Source organism: Kitasatospora sp. NPDC088779, assembly GCF_040685395.1.
In the GTDB taxonomy this organism is placed as follows: Bacteria; Actinomycetota; Actinomycetes; order Streptomycetales; family Streptomycetaceae; genus Kitasatospora.
On sequence record NZ_JBFBHW010000021.1, the window covers coordinates 66,758 to 85,752 of the forward strand.

Annotated in this window: 17 protein-coding genes; 10 read left to right on the plus strand and 7 right to left on the minus strand. The window is 74.3% G+C overall.

Annotated features, from left to right (window positions below; translation table 11 throughout):
• Positions 1-350 precede the first annotated feature (350 nt).
• Positions 351-866, minus strand: a complete 516-nt coding sequence (locus AB0P03_RS21330; RefSeq protein ID WP_107452835.1) for an ATP-binding protein — start codon at positions 864-866, stop codon at positions 351-353.
• Positions 867-1,432: 566 nt separating this feature from the next.
• On the opposite strand from AB0P03_RS21330, the gene AB0P03_RS21335 reads away from it, so the two are divergent.
• The 4 genes from AB0P03_RS21335 to AB0P03_RS21350 all read left to right on the plus strand — a co-directional run bounded on the left by AB0P03_RS21335 (position 1,433) and on the right by AB0P03_RS21350 (position 5,674).
• A complete protein-coding gene (locus AB0P03_RS21335; RefSeq protein ID WP_363584084.1) occupies positions 1,433-2,143 on the plus strand; it encodes an urease subunit gamma in 711 nt (236 codons plus the stop codon).
• Positions 2,140-3,855: an urease subunit alpha gene (locus AB0P03_RS21340; protein ID WP_363584086.1), complete on the plus strand. Its 1,716-nt coding sequence runs from the start codon at positions 2,140-2,142 to the stop codon at positions 3,853-3,855. The genes AB0P03_RS21335 and AB0P03_RS21340 overlap by 4 nt, the downstream gene beginning before the upstream one ends.
• A 48-nt stretch (positions 3,856-3,903) precedes the next feature.
• Positions 3,904-4,950 (plus strand): agmatine deiminase family protein, encoded by a 1,047-nt coding sequence (locus AB0P03_RS21345; RefSeq protein WP_363630238.1) that lies wholly within the window; start codon positions 3,904-3,906, stop codon positions 4,948-4,950.
• 124 nt (positions 4,951-5,074) lie between these two features.
• Complete coding sequence (locus AB0P03_RS21350) at positions 5,075-5,674, plus strand: TetR/AcrR family transcriptional regulator (RefSeq protein ID WP_350881577.1); 600 nt, start codon at positions 5,075-5,077, stop codon at positions 5,672-5,674.
• Positions 5,675-6,357: 683 nt separating this feature from the next.
• On the opposite strand, the gene AB0P03_RS21355 is transcribed toward AB0P03_RS21350, so the two are convergent.
• Complete coding sequence (locus AB0P03_RS21355; protein WP_363630239.1) at positions 6,358-7,896, minus strand: hypothetical protein; 1,539 nt, start codon at positions 7,894-7,896, stop codon at positions 6,358-6,360.
• A 330-nt stretch (positions 7,897-8,226) separates the two neighbouring features.
• Here AB0P03_RS21355 and AB0P03_RS21360 point away from each other — a divergent pair, with 330 nt between their 5' ends.
• The 4 genes from AB0P03_RS21360 to pth all read left to right on the plus strand — a co-directional run bounded on the left by AB0P03_RS21360 (position 8,227) and on the right by pth (position 10,928).
• The gene (locus AB0P03_RS21360) at positions 8,227-8,736 is read left to right on the plus strand and encodes a hypothetical protein (RefSeq protein WP_363630241.1); all 510 of its coding nucleotides are present in this window, start codon (positions 8,227-8,229) and stop codon (positions 8,734-8,736) included.
• Between the two features lie 103 nt (positions 8,737-8,839).
• Complete coding sequence (locus tag AB0P03_RS21365; RefSeq protein ID WP_363584094.1) at positions 8,840-9,505, plus strand: DUF3105 domain-containing protein; 666 nt, start codon at positions 8,840-8,842, stop codon at positions 9,503-9,505.
• 140 nt (positions 9,506-9,645) lie between these two features.
• Positions 9,646-10,230 carry a DUF305 domain-containing protein gene (locus tag AB0P03_RS21370; RefSeq protein WP_363619084.1) on the plus strand — a complete coding sequence of 195 codons (585 nt, stop codon included), beginning with the start codon at positions 9,646-9,648 and terminating at the stop codon, positions 10,228-10,230.
• Positions 10,231-10,340: 110 nt separating this feature from the next.
• Positions 10,341-10,928: an aminoacyl-tRNA hydrolase gene (pth, locus tag AB0P03_RS21375; protein WP_363630300.1), complete on the plus strand. Its 588-nt coding sequence runs from the start codon at positions 10,341-10,343 to the stop codon at positions 10,926-10,928.
• Positions 10,929-10,945: 17 nt separating this feature from the next.
• Here pth and AB0P03_RS21380 read toward each other — a convergent pair whose 3' ends face one another.
• The gene (locus AB0P03_RS21380) at positions 10,946-12,523 is read right to left on the minus strand and encodes an MFS transporter (protein WP_363584096.1); all 1,578 of its coding nucleotides are present in this window, start codon (positions 12,521-12,523) and stop codon (positions 10,946-10,948) included.
• 171 nt (positions 12,524-12,694) lie between these two features.
• Here AB0P03_RS21380 and AB0P03_RS21385 point away from each other — a divergent pair, with 171 nt between their 5' ends.
• Positions 12,695-13,201: a MarR family transcriptional regulator gene (locus AB0P03_RS21385; RefSeq protein WP_363584097.1), complete on the plus strand. Its 507-nt coding sequence runs from the start codon at positions 12,695-12,697 to the stop codon at positions 13,199-13,201.
• Positions 13,202-13,313: 112 nt separating this feature from the next.
• Complete coding sequence (locus tag AB0P03_RS21390) at positions 13,314-13,829, plus strand: GNAT family N-acetyltransferase (RefSeq protein ID WP_363630242.1); 516 nt, start codon at positions 13,314-13,316, stop codon at positions 13,827-13,829.
• Positions 13,830-13,855: 26 nt separating this feature from the next.
• On the opposite strand, the gene AB0P03_RS21395 is transcribed toward AB0P03_RS21390, so the two are convergent.
• The 4 genes from AB0P03_RS21395 to AB0P03_RS21410 all read right to left on the minus strand — a co-directional run bounded on the left by AB0P03_RS21395 (position 13,856) and on the right by AB0P03_RS21410 (position 18,897).
• A complete protein-coding gene (locus AB0P03_RS21395) occupies positions 13,856-14,365 on the minus strand; it encodes a methylated-DNA--[protein]-cysteine S-methyltransferase (RefSeq protein ID WP_363584101.1) in 510 nt (169 codons plus the stop codon).
• Positions 14,362-15,879: an AlkA N-terminal domain-containing protein gene (locus tag AB0P03_RS21400; RefSeq protein ID WP_363630244.1), complete on the minus strand. Its 1,518-nt coding sequence runs from the start codon at positions 15,877-15,879 to the stop codon at positions 14,362-14,364. The genes AB0P03_RS21395 and AB0P03_RS21400 overlap by 4 nt, the downstream gene beginning before the upstream one ends.
• A 464-nt stretch (positions 15,880-16,343) precedes the next feature.
• The gene (rsgA, locus tag AB0P03_RS21405; RefSeq protein ID WP_363584105.1) at positions 16,344-17,471 is read right to left on the minus strand and encodes a ribosome small subunit-dependent GTPase A; all 1,128 of its coding nucleotides are present in this window, start codon (positions 17,469-17,471) and stop codon (positions 16,344-16,346) included.
• 340 nt (positions 17,472-17,811) lie between these two features.
• A complete protein-coding gene (locus AB0P03_RS21410; RefSeq protein ID WP_363630246.1) occupies positions 17,812-18,897 on the minus strand; it encodes a cytochrome c oxidase assembly protein in 1,086 nt (361 codons plus the stop codon).
• Positions 18,898-18,995 lie beyond the last annotated feature (98 nt).

Consider the following 18,995-nt stretch of genomic DNA (forward strand, 5'->3'; position numbering starts at 1 on the left):
GCTGCTCCTGCCGCTGCCGTGGCGGACCGCGCCGACCGTCCGGACGGGCCGCGTGGCGGTGTGATGGGTGGTGCTGGATCGGACGGTGTCGACGGGCGGGGTCGGTCGAGGTTCGGTCTCCCCGCTGCTTCCCGCACGTGGACACACATTCCCACCATCCTGTCCAATGTTGGGCCGAGCGGCAATGGTAACGGGCCGGAAATCTTCCGCTCCGCCTTCTGTTCTGGGCATGCTTCGAAGGCGAATGAATCGACGGCGAACGGTGCGGCGGGCCGCGTACCCCCACATGCCCCGCGCCCCGAGCGCCCCGGGCCCGTGCTCCGCGCTCCGCGCCCCGCGAGCGGCCGGGCTCAGGGCAGGGCGAGCTCGAACCAGGTGACCTTGCCGTCGCCCCGAAGCTGCACGCCCCACGCGTCCGCGAGCGACTCCACCAGCAGCAGGCCGCGCCCCGAGGTCGCGTACTCGGCGTCCGGATCGCGGCGCCGGCCGGGCAGCCGGGTCGTGCCGTCCTGCACCTCGATCCGCAGCCGGTGGTCCGACCCGAGCACCGCGTCGAACACCGCGCCCTTGCCGGTGTGCAGCAGCGCGTTGGTCACCAGCTCGGAGGAGAGCAGTTCGGCGGTGTCCGACAGCTCCGGCACCCCCCAGTGGCTGAGCGCCGTCCGCAGCCGCCGGCGGACCGAGCCGACCGCGACCAGGTCGGCCGGGTCGAGCGTCAGGTGCAGCCGGCGGTGCAGGGCGCAGCCGGGGGCCGAGGTGCCCGGCAGGGTCGTCCCGGTGCCGCCGGCCGCGCCCGGGGCGGGCCCGGACCGGTAGGCGTCACCCGAACTCGTCCGCTGCCGCGGGAATCGCGACTGACCGTCCATCAACACATGCCCCCGCCCTCGAATCCGAGCCCCCGCCTCCGGATCCCCCGCCGGCCGGGTGGCCCCCACGTTCTGACCACCCATCCTCATGCCCAGTTGACGGCGTTTGCAACAGTGTGCGTCCGATCACGTGGGGTGAAAGGGGCACGGGGAGGTTCACGTGATCCAACTGCCCGCGCCGGACAGGTTTGCGAAGCGCAGAGCCTGTTTTCGAGTCCGCCCCCGCCCGATCCCGCGCACACCCGGCGCCCGGGCGCCGGCCCGCGCCGCCCTCCCACTCCCCGTCGCACCCCGCCGCGCGCCGGGCCCCGTCCTGCTCCGCGCGCCCGGCGCACCCCGGCCGCGCGCCCTCCCCTCCAGGGCTCCGCCCCCGCCCCTCCAGGGCTCCGCCCCCGCCGCTCCGGGGCTTCACCCCCGCCACGCGCCCGGCGGGCCGAACCCCTGCGGACCGGCAACGCTGGACACGGCGGCCCGGTCCGGGTTCAATGGCCCGAGATGTTTGAACGACGTTCTAACATCGCCCCCGAAAGCCGACCCCCTCCCCCGGCGACCGCGAGCGAGGAACCGTGCGACTGACCCCCACCGAGCGGGACCGGCTGCTGATCTTCACAGCAGCCGAACTGGCCCGCGCCCGCCGCGCCCGGGGCGTACGCCTCAACATCCCCGAGGCCACCGCCCTGATCGCAGACACCGTCTGCGAGGCCGCCCGCGACGGCCGGCGCCTGGCCGAGGCCATCGAGGCCGGCCGCAGCGTGCTCACCGCCGCCGACGTGCTGCCCGGCGTGCCGGACGTCGTCACCGTCGTCCAGGTCGAGGCCGTCTTCGACGACGGCACCCGCCTGGCCGTCGTCAACGACCCGTTCCGGGGCGCCGGCTCGCTCGGCGACGAGGCCCCCGGCGGCGCGCTGATCGGCGACGGCGCCGGCTACGACCCGGTCGAGGAGACGGTGCTGCTGCCCGTCCACAACACCTCCCAGGTGCCGATCTCGGTCACCTCGCACTTCCACTTCTTCGAGGCCAACCCGCGCCTCGCCTTCGACCGCGCCGCCGCCTACGGCACCCACCTGGCCGTCCCGGCCGGCTCCTCGGTGCGCTTCGACCCGGGCGCCACCGTCCAGGTCGGCCTGGTGCCGATCGGCGGCGAGCGCGTCGCGATCGGCTTCGCCGGCCTGGTCGACGGCCCGCTGGACGCGCCCGGCGCGAAGGAGGCCGCCCTGGCCAAGGCCCGCGCGACCGGCTACCTGACCACCTTCGACGACGCGGAGGTGCCGTCATGACGTCCATCACCCCCCACGACTACATCTCGGTGCACGGCCCCCGGGCCGGCGACCGGATCCGGCTCGGCGACTCCGGCCTGATCGTCCGCGTCGAGTCCGACTCCCAGGCCCCCGGCGAGGAGTTCCTGGCCGGCTTCGGCAAGACCGCCCGCGACGGACTGCACCTCAAGGCCGCCGCCGTCCGCGACACCTGCGACGTGGTGATCAGCAACGTCCTGGTGATCGACGCCATCCAGGGCATCCGCAAGACCTCGATCGGCCTGATCGGCGGCCGGATCGCCTCGATCGGCCGCGCCGGCAACCCCGACACCCTCGACGGCGTGGACGTCGTCGTCGGCACCGGCACCACCATCGTCTCCGGCGAGGGCATGATCGCCACCGCCGGCTCCATCGACACCCACGTCCACCTGCTCTCGCCGCGGATCATGGAGGCCTCCCTCGCCTCCGGCGTCACCACGATCATCGGCCAGGAGTTCGGCCCGGTCTGGGGCGTCGGCGTCAACTCCCCCTGGGCCCTGCGCCACGCCTTCAACGCCTTCGACGCCTGGCCCGTCAACATCGGCTTCCTGGGCCGCGGTTCGTCCTCCGACGCGGCCCCGCTCGTCGAGGCCCTGGCCGAGGGCGGCGCCTCCGGCTTCAAGGTCCACGAGGACATGGGCGCCCACACCCGCGCCCTGGACACCGCGCTGCGCGTCGCCGAGGAGTACGACGTCCAGGTCGCCCTGCACACCGACGGCCTGAACGAGTGCCTGTCGGTGGAGGACACGCTCAAGGTGCTGGAGGGGCGGACGATCCACGCCTTCCACATCGAGGGCTGCGGCGGCGGACACGTCCCCAACGTGCTGAAGATGGCGGGCGTGCCCAACGTCATCGGCTCCTCCACCAACCCCACCCTGCCGTTCGGCCGCGACGCGCTCGGCGAGCACTTCGACATGATCGTCTCCGCCCACGACCTCAAGACCGACCTGCCCGGCGACGCCGCCATGGCCCGCGACCGCATCCGCGCCGGCACCATGGGCGCCGAGGACGTCCTGCACGACCTCGGCGTCATCGGCATCACCTCCTCCGACGCCCAGGGCATGGGCCGCGCCGGCGAGACCGTCCGCCGCACCTTCGCCATGGCCGGCAAGATGAAGGCCGAACTCGGCCCCCTGGACGGTGGCTACGGCACCACCGAGAGCGGCGACGACAACGAGCGCGTCCTGCGCTACATCGCCAAGCTCACCATCAACCCCGCCATCGCCCACGGTCTCTCCCACGAGGTCGGCTCCATCGAGGTCGGCAAACTCGCCGACATCGTGCTGTGGCGCCCCGACCACTTCGGTGCCAAGCCGCAGCTGGTCCTGAAGGCCGGCTTCCCCGCCTACGGCGTGGTCGGCGACCCCAACGCCTCCACCGACACCTGCGAACCCCTCGTCCTCGGACCGCAGTTCGGCGCCCACGGCGCCACCGCCGCCGACATCTCGGTCGCCTTCGTCGCCCAGGCCGCCGCCGACGGCGCCTACCTCGACCGCCCCGCCGACGGGCTGCCCACCCGCCGCCGCCGCGTCGGCGTCCGCAACACCCGCGGCATCGGCCCGCGCGACATGGTCCGCAACGCCCGGGTCGGCCGCGTCGACGTCACCCAGACCGGCCTGGTCTCGCTGGACGGCGAACCGCTGCGCTCCGAACCCGCGGACAGCGTCTCGCTCAGCCGCCTCTACTTCCTCTGACACTTCCGCCGAACGCCTCCGCCGAACGCCTCCCCCTAGGACTCCCGGATGACCACCCCCACGCCCGCCTCCCTCGGCTACCGGATGCCCGCCGAGTGGCACCCGCACGACCGCACCTGGATGGCCTTCCCCACCGCCAACCCCACCTTCGACACCCCCGAGAACCTGCACGCGGGCCGCGAGGCCTGGGCCGCCGTCGCCAACACCATCGTCCGGTACGAGCCGGTCACCCTGGTCGTCAACACCGGCGAGACCGCGGACGCCCGCCGGTACGTCTCCGAGCAGGTCGAGATCGTCGAGCGCCCGCTCGACGACGCCTGGATGCGCGACATCGGCCCGTCCTTCCTGATCGACGGCAAGGGCTCGCTGGCCGCCACCGACTGGATCTTCAACGGCTGGGGCGCCCAGTCCTGGGCCCGCTGGGACCACGACCAGCACATCGCCGAGCACATCAGCGAACTGACGGGCGTCCAGCGCTTCGCCTCCCGGCTGATCAACGAGGGCGGCGGCATCCACGTCGACGGCGAGGGCACCGTCCTGGTCACCGAGACCGTCCAACTCGGCGAGGGCCGCAACGCGGACTGGACCAAGGAGGAGGTCGAGGCCGAGCTGCACGCCTTCCTCGGCACCACCAAGGCGATCTGGCTGCCGCGCGGACTCACCCGCGACTACGACGAGTTCGGCACCCGCGGGCACATCGACATCGTCGCCTCCTTCGTGCGCCCCGGCGTCGTCGTCGCCCACGTCCAGCCGGACCCCGCCCACCCGGACCACGCGGTCTGCCAGGAGCTCGTCGCCATCCTGCGCGCCGCCACCGACGCCCGGGGCCGGGCGCTGGAGGTCGTCGAACTGGCCGCCCCCACCGTCCTGCTGGACGAGGACGGCGAACCGGTCGACTACTCCTACATCAACCACTACGTGGCCAACGGCGCCGTGATCCTGTGCGCCTTCGACGACCCGCGCGACCAGGAGGCCGCCGCCGTCCTCGGCCGCGCCTACCCGGGCCGCACCGTCGAACTCGTCGACGCCCGCGAGATCTTCGCCAACGGCGGCGGCATCCACTGCATCACGCAGCAGCAGCCGAAGTCCGTCTGATCCCAGGCCACTTGAGGTACCTGGGCCACCTTGGGCACCTGGGCCACCCGGCTGCCGGGGCGGGGGCACCTCCCCCGCCCCGGCAGCCTTCCGACCTCCGCACCACCGAGGGAGCGCACCGCACATGGCCGACCCCCGCCCGCGCCGGCCGGCGCGCCCCCGCGAGGAGGTCTTCGCCACCGCCCGGGCCGCGATCGCCGAACACGGGCTCGCCAAACTCACCATGGCCGGGCTCGGCAAACAGCTCCAGATGAGCGCCGGACACCTGCTCTACTACTTCGGCAGCAAGGACCAGCTGCTGCTGGAAACCCTCCGCTGGAGCGAGGACCAGCTCGGGGCCCGGCGCCGCGACGCCCTCGCCGACCGCTCGCGCGACCCCTGGCAGCGGCTCGACGCCTACCTGCGCCTCTACCTGCCCGACGGGGCGGGCGATCCGCGCTGGATCCTGTGGGTCGAGGTGTGGGGGCGCTCCCCCGCCAGCGCCGAGATCCGCCAGGGGCAACAGGAGATCGAGGCGCCCTGGCAGGCCGACCTGGTCGCCCTCATCGAGGAGGGCACCGCCACCGGCCACTTCACCCCCGGGCCCGCCGCCGACCGGGCCACCCAGATCCGCGCCCTCCTCGACGGCCTGGCCGTCCCCCTCGCCATCGGCCTCCCCGGCACCCACCGCCCCGCCGCCCTCACCCAGGCCACCGCCGTCACCGCGATCCTCCTGCGCACCTGACCAGGGGCTGCGGCGGCGAGGGAGAAAATATACCGACCGGTCTATAGATTTCCCTCGGTGACGCGACGGCGCGATGCGCGCGCGTGATGCGTGGCGTGTGGGGCGCGTGGCGTGTGGGGCGCGTGAGTGCGCGCGGTGCACAGGAAGTCGGCCCGGTCGACTTCCTGCGCGATCCACTCCCGTCGGCGCGGTCGGCGCGGTCGCGACCAGGGAAAAATATGTCGGTCGGTCTACATATTCACTACCCGCAAGCGCGAGCAGCGCGCGAGAAGTCGGGCCCGCCGACTTCTCGCGCGGCCGGGAAATCTGTCGGTCGGTCTACATATTTCGCCGCGGGAGGGGCCCGGATCAGGCTAGGGCTTGCTCAGGTAGGTGAGGACGGCGCGGACGCGGCGGTCGGTGTCGTCGTCGTCGGTCATGCCGCCCTCACCGTCGTCCTGCCGATCGCCCTCATCGGCGTCAACCGATCCCGGGCGTCTGCCCGCCCTGGTACGCCGCGGTGCAGGTCGTCTGGGTGCTGCCCGCCCTCCGGGCCGCAGTCACCGTCCGCGGCTCCGCGCCGCGCGCCGCCTTCCCCCCGGGTGCGCCGAACGGGTGCGCTGACCGGGTGCGCTGACCGGGTGTCGGGCGCGGCACCGGCGGGCCGGCGGCGCTCCAGCCGCCCCGCGGTCGTCATGCGGTCGTCATTCGGTCCAGACGGCGGCGGCCGTGCGGTCGTCGGCGTAGCCCTTGGCACGGACCTGGACCTGGCGGAGGAAGTCGACGGTGCCGGGCGGGTGCGGGTGGGCCCAGTGGGTGGACAGGAAGTGGGCGACGGCCGGCTCGTCGGCGATCGGGCTGGCCAGGCCGGGGGTGCAGAGCAGCAGCACGTCGCCCGGGGTGGCGGGGACCAGCCGGAAGCGGAACGGCCTCGGCTCCTCCGGCGGCTGCCGGCCGTCCGGGTGGTGCAGCAGGCGGGCCGCGTAGGCGTCGATCCAGTGGCCGGAGCGCAGCAGGTAGAGCCCGCCCGGGCCGACCCCGAAGGCCGCCCGGTGGCCGACCGCCGGGTCGAGCGACAGCAGCAGGCAGTGCAGCGAGGCCGGGGACGGCGTGCCGTCCTCCTCGTTCCCGGGCACGAGCGCGCGCAGCGGGGCGACGGCGCCGGTGGCGAGCCGCTGGAGGCCGTAGCGCAGCCGGTCCCGGGCGCCGTCGCGCAGGTCGGCGGCCAGGCCCTCGCGGCTGCGGCCGACCGCGGCGGCCAGATGGCGGCAGGCCTCGCGGGTGCTGGTGGCGACGGCCCCCGGGGCGAGCGCCTCGTCCGCGGCGGTGCCGGTCCGGTCGATGCCGGCGAGCACGGCGAGCAGCAGCCCGTCCGGGCCGTCCCCGAACCTGGTGATCAGCAGCGCGTCCCGCCGCGACTCGCCCCGGTAGCGGGCGGAGTCGCCGCGGACGGAGACGGCGCGCAGAACGGACGGGCCGTACTGGGCGCCCTCCAGGACGGTGTCCGGCACGAGCGCCCCGAGGACGCCCGGGTCCGCCTCCGGGACGGCGGTCGGCTCCGGCCCGTAGGTCGGCGGGCGCTCGCCGATGTGCGGCACGGTGGGGGCGCCGTCGGAGAGCGGCGAGCGGACGGCCGGGCGCGGGTCGGGGACGGTGGCGTCGGGTTCCTCGGTGGCCTCGGCTTCGGGCTCGGGCTCGGGCTCGGGTTCCTCAGTGGCGGCCTCCGGTTCGGCCTCGGGTTGCGGTTCGGGTTCCGGTTCCGGTTCCGGTTGCGGCGCGGGCTCGGGGGCGGGCTTGTCCAGGGAGACCGGTGTGGGGAGGGTGTTGGCTTCGCTTTCCTGGACGTCAGGGGCGAAGACCCGCTCCTCGTCCGCCCGCTGGGGTCCGATGACGCCGATCGCGGTGTCGAACCAGTCGTCGATGCTGTCCCGTTCCAGCACCTCGGCCGCTGCCGGCACCACTGCCGACTCCGGCTCCGGCTCCGCTGCCGACTCCGACGCCGGCTCCACGCCCAGCACCGGCTCCACGCCCAGCACCGGCCCCGCGTCCAGCACCGACTCCGGTTCGGCCGTGCGCTGCTGGCCGATGAGGCCGACCGCCGTGTCGAACCAGTCGTCGACGCTGCCGTCGCCGGGGTCCGCGTGCGGGGTGTCGGGGAGGGTGCCCGCCGGGCCGTCGTAGACCGTGTCCCACCAGCCGTCGTCCGGCCGGTGCGACTGTGCGGGGGCACCCTGCTTGCTCATCTGGCGGCTCCTGGTCGGTCCGTGGTCGCGCCGCCCCCGGCGGGGCCGGACTCGACGTCATTGTCTCCAAGTGCAACGACGCTGTCCGGGTTTCGGCGACAACCGGTCAGCGCCGGGCCGTTCCCGGCCACCGCGCCCACCTCGGGTTTCACCGGGGAATCCGGCCCCGCGTCCACCCCCGGGTTCACCCCCGCGTTCGGTCCCGTTCCGTCCGTGCTTGCCGGATGTGCCCGGAGCAGGGCGTTTCCGGGGTGTTCGGGTCCGGGAGCGGCCGAAAATGGGGGTGGAGGAGGGGCATCGCTTCACTCGTTCGGCTGATTAAATGTGCGCATGACCGCGTCGGCCCCCAGCTCACCTCGACCGGGGAGGGCCGCACCGGCGGGCCGCCCGGTGGGTGTGCTGTGGGTCCTGCTGCTGGTCGCGCTGCTCACGACGCTGCCGTGCGCCGGTCAGTCGAAGGCGGTCGGCGCGCACGCCGCTCCGACGCCGACCACCGTCACCGCCGCCGTCACCGCCGTCACCGTCACGACGGTCGCCAGTCACGTCCCGCACGCCGGCCCCGCCGCCAAGGCCTCCGACCAGCGCCAGCGCGCCGGGGAGCAGCGGCACTGGACGTGGTGCACCGCCGACGGCGGGCAGCCGCGCCGTGACAACGGCTGCTCCAGCCACCCGTACTGCGCGCAGGACGCCCAGCTGCCGAACCCGCCGCCGCATCCGCAGCCGGCCGCGTCACCGCTCGCTCCGGCAGCCGAGGCGCTGCCCAGGGTGGTGCCCGCCGGGCTGCTGGACGGTCCGCATCCGGCACCCGATCTACACGAGCTGCAAGTACACCGGTCCTGAGCGGAACCCACCGCCCGGCATCCGCCGGCGGATCCGCCCCTCCCCTTCTTTCAGCTGACCGCCGCGCCTCCAGCAGTGCGCGGCGGGGACAAGGACAACCACCATGGGTTCCGCCTCGAAGCAGTCCAGCAAGCAGTCCGGCAAGCCCGGCCCGACCGACCGCCGCGCCCGGATAGCCGAGCTGCGCGCCGGCGAGCAGCGCCGCGACCGCCGCAACAAGGTCATCGCCTCGGTCGCGGCCGGTGTGCTGGTGATCGGCGCGATCGCCACCGGCACCTGGATCGTCATGGACGCCAACCAGAGCAAGAAGAAGGAGCAGGCCGCCGCCAACGCGGACATCCCGGGCGTGCAGACCTTCGGCGAGCTGAGCCGCACCCACGTCAAGGACAAGGTCAGCTACCCGATGACCCCGCCGGTCGGCGGCGACCACAACGCGATCTGGCTGGACTGCATGGGCCACGTCTACGACCAGCCGGTCGAGAACGAGCGCGCCGTCCACTCGCTGGAGCACGGCGCGGTCTGGGTGACGTACAACGGCAAGGCGACGCCGGACGACATCAAGACCCTGTCCGACAAGGTCAAGACCACCCCGTACTCGCTGATGAGCCCGTACCCGGACGAGAAGGGCACCATCACCCTGAACGCCTGGAGCACCCAGCTGATCGTGGAGAGCGCCAGCGACCCGCGGGTGAACCAGTTCTTCACCAAGTACGTCCAGGGCAAGCAGACCCAGGAGCCGGGCGCCTCCTGCACCATGGGGCAGATGTGACCGCCGACGCGGCGCAGCCCGAGGACGGCTCCGAGCACGCCGCCGAGGAGTTCGCGGACGAGGCCGGGGCGCCGCGCCCGGCCCGTCGGCGGCTGTGGTGGCCGGCCGCGCTGGCCGCCGCCCTCGCGTTGGCCCTCGGGGTGCCCGCCCTGGTGGCGAGCGGGACGTCGGCGTCCGGGTCGGCCTCGGTGGCCGTCCCGGCGGACGACTCGCCCGAGGCCGGGTTCGCCCGCGACATGGCGACCCACCACCAGCAGGCGGTGGACCTGTCGTTCATCGTCCGGGACCGCACCGGCGACGACGCGACCCGCACCCTCGCCTTCGACATCATCAACACCCAGGCCAACCAGCGCGGGATGATGATGGGCTGGATCGACCAGTGGGGGCTGCCGCAGCACTCGGCGGCCAAGCCGATGGCGTGGATGAAGATGGGCCACGACTACCAGGCCCACGACGGTTCGCTGATGCCCGGCATGGCCACCAACACCCAACTGGCGAAGCTGCGTTCGCTCAGCGGGCGGGACGCCGAGGTGTACTACCTGCAGCTGATGATCCAGCACCACAAGGGCGGCGTCGAAATGGCCCAGGGCTATGTGGACCTGGCGAAGAACGACGCCGAGAAGCGGCTCGCCCAGTCGATGGTGGTCGCACAGACCTCGGAGGTGCAGCTGATGACCGACATGCTCACGGAGCGCGGCGCCGCCCCCGGCGTGCCCGAGTCCTGACCCACCCCACTGCGCGTGTCCTCGGACGGCCGGGGCGCGGTCGACGGTCCCGTACCGTGCGTACCGTGCCCCGGCCGTCCCGCGTCCGCGACAAGCCCCTGGAGTTCCCGATGACCCCCGCCGCACCCTGGCTGATCGCCGGACTGGGCAACCCCGGCCCGTGGTTCCGGCTGACCCGGCACAACGCCGGCTTCCTGACCGTGGAGCGGCTGGCCGAACGGTACGGCGCGCGGTTCCGGCGGCGCGGGATCGGCGCCCTGGTGGCGGAGATCGAGGTCGACGGCCACCGGGTGGTGCTGGCCAAGCCGCAGTGGTTCGTCAACCTGTCCGGCCGGCCGGTGTCCGGCCTGCTGCGGCGTTACGGCGTCCCGGTCGAGCACCTGGTGGTCGTGCAGGACGACCTGGACTTCGCGTTCGGCACCGGACGGCTCAAGCGCGGCGGCGGCCCCGGCGGCCACAACGGCGTGCGCTCGGTGGGCGAGGTGCTCGGCACCCCCGACTTCGTGCGGCTGCGCTTCGGCATCGGGCGCCCGCCGAAGGGGCAGAGCGTCGGCGACTTCGTGCTGAAGAAGTTCTCGGACCGCGAACAGGCCGCCCTGCCAGGGGTGTTGGACCGGTGTGCGGACGCGCTGGACACACTGGTGCGACGCGGCCTCAACCGGGCCCAGGACGCGCTGAACGTCCGCTCGGAGGCTTAGGGGAAGGGGCCCCGGCTTCAGGCCTGGCGGACCGGCCGGGTCAGGGCCACGGCCGCCACCGCGACCGCCGCGAGAGCGAGCAGTACCGTCCGGCCGCCGGACGCCGGGCCCGCCAGATGGACTCCGAGGACGGGCAGCGCGGTGCCGAGCGCCGTCCCGAGGCTGCGGGCCATGTTCACCATGCCGCCGCCGACCGCCGAGCACTGCGCCGGGATCGCCCGCATCACCAGCGCGTTGTTGGCGGGCAGCAGCAGTCCCAGCCCGTAGCCGGCGAGCAGCAGCGGCACCGCCACGGCCGCCCCGGAGACCGGCAGCAGGGCGAACAGCAGCAGCCCCGCGCCCGCGAGCACCGCGCCCGCGCGGCAGCGGGCGACGTCCGACCAGCCGCGCGGCAGCAGCGCGCCGCCGACGGTCGCGGCGAGCGCGAACGCGGCGGGCAGCAGGGTGATCACCAGGCCGGCCCGGGCCACCGGCACGCCCGCGCCGGTGAGCAGCACCGGGCCGAGCACGAGCGGGCAGAACAGCAGCAGGTAGCCGATCAGCGAAACCACCAGCCCGGACCGCACCCCGGGGGTGTTGACCAGGCCGGGCGCCAGGATCGGCCGGGCGGCCCGCCGTTCCTGACGGACCAGCGCGAGCGCGAGGACGGCGGCGGCGAGCAGCAGGGCGGCGGCGGCCCAGCCGGGCAGCGGCAGTCCGGAGGCGGTGGACAGGGCGAGCAGCAGCGCGGTGGTGGAGCCGGTGAGCAGCAGCAGGCCGGGCAGGTCGAAGCGGGCTCCGGACGCGGTGGCGGGCACAGTGGCGGGAGGGCTCGCGGCGGCACTCGCGCGGGGGGCGCCCCCGGCGCGGGGAGCGGGCAGGCTCGCGGCGGCCCCTGCGGGCGGGGTCCCGGGATCGGCGGTGAGCGGGCCCCCGGTACCGGCGATGAGCTGCTTCCCGGCACCGGCACCGGCGGCGGGCGGGGGCCCCGTGCGGGTACGGGGCAGCAGGAACCATCCGGCCAGGATGCCCAGCACCCCGATCGGCACGTTGATCCAGAACACCCACCGCCAGGAGGCGTGCTCCACCAGCAGCCCGCCGAGGCTGGGGCCCAGCGCCAGACCGAGCCCCTGGGCCGCTGCCTGGATGCCGAGCGCGCGCCGCATCGCGTGCTCCGGGACGCCGCGCGCCACCAGGGCGACGCTGTTGGCCTGCATCATCGCGCCGCCGACGGCCTGGACGGCCCGGCAGGCGACCAGCACGCCGAGGCTTCCGGCGTATCCGGCGCCGAGCGAGGCCAGGGCGAAGACGGCGAAGCCGCCGAGGTACATGGTCTTGCGGCCGATGAGGTCGGAGAGCCAGCCGACCGGGGCGAGCAGGGCGACCAGCACCAGGAGGTAGGCGAGGGCGACCCATTCGACGGCCGCGAAGCCGGCGTTGAAGTGCCGGCCGAGGGCCGGGAAGACGAGGGCGGTGACGCTGGCGGTGAGCTGGCCGAGGAAGGCCCCGAGGCAGACGGTGCCGACGGCCAGCCAGTGGGCGTGACGCCAGCCGGCTATGCCGCGGGGCCGGGGCCGCTCGGTGAGCAGCCGCGCGGCAAGGGCGGTGGCGTTCATGGCACAAATATATCGGACGCAGATATGTTCTTTCTACGAGCTGCTCGCTTTCCGACGGGAGCCCGCAGAGTTCCACCGAGCTCCACGAGGCCCCGCAGAGTTCCGGGAGGCCCCCGCTCGACGGTGGACAACCCGCCGGACCGGCCCGTACCAGGCGATACGCTGTCCGCCATGCCGTCGTCACCACACGTCCCCGACCCCGCCACCGAAACCCCCGAAACGGCGGTCGACCACGCCCGGCGGCTCACCGACACCGTCACCCGCCTGCGCCGCGCCCTGCGCAGCAGCATCCGCACCGACTACCCGTGGGAGTCCCTGCCCATGGCGCAGGTCGAACTCCTCCAGACCCTCGCCGCCGCCCCCCTGCGGGTCGGCGAACTCGCCGCCCGGCAGCGGCTCGCCCCCAACACCGTCAGCGGGCTGATCGGCAAGCTCCTCGACGCCGGATTCGTCGACCGCCAGGCCGACCCCGGCGACCGTCGCACCGCCCGCATCGCCCTCACCCCGGCCGGCCGGCGCCAGCTCGACGACTGGCAGCGCGCCCACGAGCGCCGCATCGCCACCGCCCTCGACACCCTCGATCCCACCGACCGCGACGCCGTCGTCCACGCCCTGCCCGCCCTCGAACAGCTCGCCCGCGCCCTCGCCGAGACCGGCCAGGGCCCCGACCAGGCCTGAACCCCGGCCGGGCCCAAACCGGGGCCGAGCCGGGGCCGAACCCCGGCCAGCACCCCCGGATGCCTGCAAAACCGCTGGTCACCTACCCGTACGGACCACTACCGTCCCCGGCATGAGCACAGCACAGGTACAGATCGAGCCCTGGACGGACGCCGACCTCGCACTGCTGCGCCGGGTCAACACCCCGGAGATGAAGAAGCACGTCGGCGGCCCCGAGACCGAGGAGCAACTCCTCGTCCGGCACCGACGCTACCTGGACTTCGTCCCGTCCGGCCTGGGCTGCATGTACCGGATCGTGCTGCTCCCCGAGGGCGAGGCCGTCGGAACCGTCGGCTACGGCACCCGCACCTGGGAGGGCGAGACCGTCCACGAGATGGGGTGGAACGTCCTGCCCGGCCACCAGGGACGGGGCATCGCCGTCGCCGCCACCCGCGCCGCCGTCGCGGCCGCCCGCCGCGAGGCCGCCCACCGCCACCTGCACGCCTTCCCCTCGGTGGACAACCCGGCCTCCAACGCGGTCTGTGCGAAGGCCGGGTTCAGCCTCGTCGGCGAGACGGACTTCGAGTTCCCGCCCGGGCGGTTCATGCGCAGCCACAACTGGCGGGTGGACCTGCGGGCGGCGGGCTGAGCCGCGCCGCCGCCCGGGCGGACGTGTCAGAACAGCGTGCCGCTCTCCAGCTCCAGCAGCCGGCGCTTGCAGTCCACGCCCGCCGCGAAGCCGGTCAGCGAGCCGTTGGCGCCCATGACGCGGTGGCAGGGGCGGACGATGAGCAGCGGATTGGCGCCCACCGCGCCGCCGACCGCCCGCACCGCGCGCGGCGACTCCCCCGCCAGATCGGCGAGTTGGCCGTAGGTGACGGTCTCGCCGTACGGGATCTCGTCCAGGGCGGCCCAGATCCGCCGGCGGAACTCGGTGCCCGCCGGGGCGAGCGGGAGGTCGAAGGAGGTGCGCTCGCCCGCGAAGTAGGCGGTCAGCTGGGCGACCGGCTCGGCGAGCGCCTCCGGGTCGAGGACCCAGTCGTCGGCGGGCTCGGCCAGCGCGTACTTCTGCCCGGGCGCGGTGACGGTGGCCAGCGCCGCCGCGCCGCCGCCCTCGGGCAGGACGCCGGACAGCAGCAGCCGGCCGAACGGGCTCTCCATGGTGGTGTAGACGGTGGTGCTCATGCCTCTGCCTTCTCCGTTCCAGTGCTGGCGCTCGTGGGCCCGGCCCACAGCCGGTGCACGGCGTAGGAGCGCCACGGGGCCCACGCCTCGGCCGCGCGGGCGGCGTTCTTCGGGTCGCCGGGGGCGCCGAGCCGGACGAGGCCGTGCTTGACGCCCACATCGCCCGGGAGGAAGACGTCCGGGTCGGCGAGGGCCCGCATCCTCAGGTAGCCGACGGTCCAGGGACCGATGCCGGGCAGGGCCAGCAACCGGGCCGCGGACTCCTCCCGGTCCACCCCGCCGTCGAGTCGCACCGCCCTCTCGGCCAAGGCCGCGCACAGGCCGGTGAGCGCGCGGCGGCGGGCGGCGGGCATCGCGAAGTCCTCCGGGTCGGCGGTGGCCAGCACCGCCGCCGGCGGGAACAGCAGCCGCAGGCCGCCGCTCGGCTCGGGCAGCGCGGTGCCGTACTTCTCGGTCAGCCGGCCGGCCAGCGTACGGGCGGCGCCGACCGTGATCTGCTGGCCGAGCACGGCGCGGACGGCCAGCTCGTGCGGGTCCACGTGGCCGGGCGAGCGCAGGCCGGGGCGTTCACGGACCAGGGGGCCGAGCACGGGGTCGGCGCCGAGCTGCTCGTCGACCGCGTCCGGGTCGGCGTCCAGGTCGAACAGGCCGCGCAGGCGCTGGACGGCGGTCGGGAGGTCGCGCAGGTCCCCGAGCAGCAGGCGGCAGTCGAGCCAGCCGCGGGTGCGCGGTTCGCCCGGCGCCAGCCCGTCGACTTCGGCGATGCCGTGCCCGTACGGGAGCGCCAGGGTGCGCCGGTACGTGCGGACGCCGGGGCGCGGACCGGGGACGACCTCCTCCACGCCGGGGACGGCGCGCAGGGCGAGGAAGTCGATCAGGTGGTCGCTGTCGAGCGCGCCGCGGTAGGCCAGGCGCAGGGTGAGGCCGCCGGCCGGGGTCGCGACGCGGCGGCCGGCCACGACCTCGGCGCGCAGACCGCTGGGGGTGCGGTCGTAGACCTCGCGGACGGTGTCGTTGAACTGCCGCACCGAGGCGAAGCCGGCGGCGAACGCGATGTCGGTGACCGGGAGTTCGGTCGTCTGCAGCAGCAGGCGGGCGGTCTGGGCGCGGCGGGCGCGGGCCAGCGCGATCGGTCCGGCGCCCAGTTCGGCGATGAGCTGGCGCTGGAGCTGGCGGGAGCTGTAGCCGAGGCGGCTGGCCAGGCCCGCGACGCCCTCGCGGTCCACCACGCCGTCGCCGATCAGGCGCATCGCGCGACCGACCAGGTCGGCGCGGTGGTTCCACTCCGGGGAGCCCGGCACGGAGTCGGGGCGGCAGCGGCGGCAGGCGCGGAAGCCGGCCCCCTGGGCGGCTGCGGCGCTGGGGTAGAAGACGCAGTTGACGCGCTTGGGGGTCACGGCGGGGCAGCTCGGTCGGCAGTAGATGCCGGTGGACGTGACGGCCGTGAAGAAGACGCCGTCGAAGCGGGCGTCTCGGCTGTCCACGGCTCGGTACCGGATGTCGTCGTCGATCACGCTGTCCAGTCTGCGGCACTGGGGCGGGGGGTGACTGGCGGAAATCGGACATGGCCGTTGGGGGCCATCCCCCTCCCCCCTCCCCTCCCCCCACCCCACCCTCCGCCCACCTCCGCCCACCCATCCCGAGCACCGGCCCGGAGGGCCCACGCCGGGGGCCCTCACAGCCCGCACAGGGGCCCATGCCGGGAGACCCGCACTGGCGAGCCCGCCCCGGGTCCACGCCGGGGGAAGACCGCGCCGCAGTGCCCGGCGCACGCGCGCGTTGCTCGCGGTCTGGCCGCCGGCCAGGGCGGCTCGCCGCCCTCGGTGACCCGGGTTTCACCGTGGACGACGCCACCGCAGTGGCCCTGAAGCACTTCCGGCTGCCGGCCCGCCCGGCCTCCGCCGAGCCGGGTGGCCCGGGCGGAGGCCGACCGCGGCCTCCTGTTTTCCTGGTCGGCTTTCCTGGTCGGCTTTCCTGGTCAGCGCTTCACGGGGCCTCCCGCGGCGCGCATCGACTTGGAGAGCGACTTCCACTTCTTCGCCCGGGCCGAGGCCAGTCGGGCGTCCGAGCGGGAGGCGATCCACTCGTTCTCGCGCTGGAGCTTGAGGTAGCTGTCCATCCGGCGCTGCGGCAGGGTGCCGTCGGCGAGCGCCGCCTGCACCGCGCAGCCGGGCTCGGTGTGGTGGCCGCAGTCATGGAAGCGGCAGTCCTCGGCCAGTCCGGCGATGTCGGCGAAGGCCAGGTCCACGCCCTCGCCACCGTAGAGGCCGACCTCGCGCAGCCCGGGGGTGTCGATGAGCACACCCCCGCCGGGCAGCGGGATCAGTTCACGGGTGGTCGTGGTGTGGCGGCCCTTCTGGTCGACCGATCGGGCCTCCTGGACGGCCATCGCCGTGACGCCGGCGAGCGCGTTGGTGAGCGTGGACTTGCCGACGCCGGACTGGCCGATCACGGCCGTGGTGCCGGGCGCGCAGGCGCGCAGCACGTCCATGCCCTCGCCCGTCCCGGCGCTGACCACGAGCACGGTGACACCGGGCGCGACCGCCTCGACGTCGGCGCGGATGAACTCGGCGTCGTCCACCAGGTCGGCCTTGGTGAGGACGACCAGGGGGTCGGCGCCGGACTCCCAGGCCAGGGCGAGGAAGCGCTCTATCCGGCCGAGGTCCGGATCGGCGGCGAGCGAGGCGGCGATCAGGACGGTGTCGACGTTGGCGGCGAGCACCTGGCCGTCGGAGCGCTTGCCGGCCACCTTGCGGATGATCGCGGTCGAGCGGGGCAGCAGTGCGGTGACGGCGGCCATCGGCTGGGCGTGGAGGTCCACGGCGGCCCAGTCGCCGGTGCACGGGCAGTTGATCATGTCGGCGTCGCCGACCGGGCGGGTGTCGAGCCGGACGGTGCGCGGCTCGCCCGTCTCCGGATCGGCGAGCACGGCGTCGCACTGGCCGCGGTCGACCCGGACGATCCGGGCCGGAATCAGCCCGGCCTCGGCGAGCGGGGTGAAGAGTTCGGCGAGCTCGGGCGTCCAGCCGTAGCCGGACAGCGGCAGCTCGTCAGAGAGGGAGCCAGAGGTGGAGGGGGACGACGAAGTGGAGGCAGCGTTGAACAACGCGGTGGGCCCTTCGGGAGGAGATGATCCCGGCGGGCTGCGGCTGGCGCGGAAAGGGTCAGCCGGCGGCCGGGAAGAGGAGGTGAACGCGAGTACTGCCCAAGGCAGCTATCGGGGCGACAACGACCACGGGGTTCACCTCCTGCTCTCTACTCCTCGGGCGGCCGTGAAGGCCCCCGATCTGGACGGGAGAAACGCTAGCGGGTCGGGGTGGCGGGGCCAACTGATTTTTGACCTGCGGAAACGCGGTGAAGGGATCCACAAGGGGCCAGCATTGGACCTACAGAAGTGCGGGCCCTCGCTCAGGAACCCGCCGGAGCCGGCTACCCTCCGGAGCCGACTACCCGCCGTACCGGTGCTTGAGGTTCGGGTCGTCCAGCCACCAGGGCCGCATCCCGGCCTCCTCCTCGGCCGGCAGCCCCGCCGCCTGCGCCCGCGCCGCGGCCTCCTCGAAACGGGCGTCGAGTTCGGCGTCCACCGCCTTGATCTCCTCCCGCCCCTGCACCACCATCCGCCGCACCAGCGCGGCCAGGAACGGCAGCCCGACCAGGTCGCCCAGCACCCAGAGCATGTTGCCGCCCCAGGTCTGGTCCTGCGCCAGGCTCGGCCCCCACGGCCGCCCGAGCGCCACGTAGTAGTGCTCGGCGACCAGGTGGCCGCCGTAGATCAGCACCAGCCCGAGCCCCGCGTCGAAGATCACCTCGGCGAAGGTGATGAACAGCCCGACCAGGTGCGGGTACTCGCGCCCGACCGGGTCGATCTGCAGCCGCGGCCAGAAGTACGCCAGGCCGAGCAGCACCAGCGCCAGGTGCAGCAGCACGTTCCCGAACGCGCTGGACACCGACTCCTCGTACCAGGGCGTGAAGTAGAGCAGCCACGGCGGGGCCATCAGCAGCGCGGTGGAGACGGCCGGGAACATCAGCACCTTGGACGGCCGGCTGCGCAGCGCCCGCAGGATGCGCTCGCGCCGGGCCGGCGGCGCGGCCGCGACCAGCAGCGAGACCGGCGCACCGAGGGCGAGCAGCAGCGGGACGAGCATCAGCAGCAGCACGACCTGGACGGCCCGGTCGGTGAACAGGATCCGCTCGTACACGCCGAGGCCGGAGCAGGTGCACCAGATCCACAGCAGCAGCCCGCCCAGGAAGGCGGCGGTGCGGGACGGTTGCCAGCGCTCGCCGCCCGCCCGGTGGACGGTGCGCACCGCGGCCAGGTACCAGCCGCCGAGCAGCACGGAGAGGGCGAGCACGAGCGGTTCGGCCGTCCACGAGGTGGCCAGGTCGGACCACTGCCAGGGCGGCGGTCCGCTGTAGGCGAGCATTCGCACCGCGCCGTCCATCCGTCCGCCCACCTCGTTCGCGCCCTGCCGCCGCCCGCGCCGTCCGGCGGTCCGTCGGACGCCGCGGACCGGACCGCGGCGCCCGGCCATGATGGCCTCCCGGCCGGGGCCCGCCGCGCCCGGGGCCCGCCTCTATACCTGCACCTGAACAAAGCTTTACCGAGCCCGGAAAAAGCTTTGCCCAGGCA

Coding starts and splice junctions, on each gene's coding strand:
- AB0P03_RS21330 (WP_107452835.1), bottom strand. CDS start 866: ATGGACGGTCAGTCGCGATTCCCGCGGCAGCGGACGAGTTCGGGTGAC.
- AB0P03_RS21340 (WP_363584086.1), top strand. CDS start 2,140: ATGACGTCCATCACCCCCCACGACTACATCTCGGTGCACGGCCCCCGG.
- AB0P03_RS21345 (WP_363630238.1), top strand. CDS start 3,904: ATGACCACCCCCACGCCCGCCTCCCTCGGCTACCGGATGCCCGCCGAG.
- AB0P03_RS21350 (WP_350881577.1), top strand. CDS start 5,075: ATGGCCGACCCCCGCCCGCGCCGGCCGGCGCGCCCCCGCGAGGAGGTC.
- AB0P03_RS21355 (WP_363630239.1), bottom strand. CDS start 7,896: ATGAGCAAGCAGGGTGCCCCCGCACAGTCGCACCGGCCGGACGACGGC.
- AB0P03_RS21360 (WP_363630241.1), top strand. CDS start 8,227: ATGACCGCGTCGGCCCCCAGCTCACCTCGACCGGGGAGGGCCGCACCG.
- AB0P03_RS21365 (WP_363584094.1), top strand. CDS start 8,840: ATGGGTTCCGCCTCGAAGCAGTCCAGCAAGCAGTCCGGCAAGCCCGGC.
- pth (WP_363630300.1), top strand. CDS start 10,341: ATGACCCCCGCCGCACCCTGGCTGATCGCCGGACTGGGCAACCCCGGC.
- AB0P03_RS21380 (WP_363584096.1), bottom strand. CDS start 12,523: ATGAACGCCACCGCCCTTGCCGCGCGGCTGCTCACCGAGCGGCCCCGG.
- AB0P03_RS21385 (WP_363584097.1), top strand. CDS start 12,695: ATGCCGTCGTCACCACACGTCCCCGACCCCGCCACCGAAACCCCCGAA.
- AB0P03_RS21390 (WP_363630242.1), top strand. CDS start 13,314: ATGAGCACAGCACAGGTACAGATCGAGCCCTGGACGGACGCCGACCTC.
- AB0P03_RS21395 (WP_363584101.1), bottom strand. CDS start 14,365: ATGAGCACCACCGTCTACACCACCATGGAGAGCCCGTTCGGCCGGCTG.
- AB0P03_RS21410 (WP_363630246.1), bottom strand. CDS start 18,897: ATGGCCGGGCGCCGCGGTCCGGTCCGCGGCGTCCGACGGACCGCCGGA.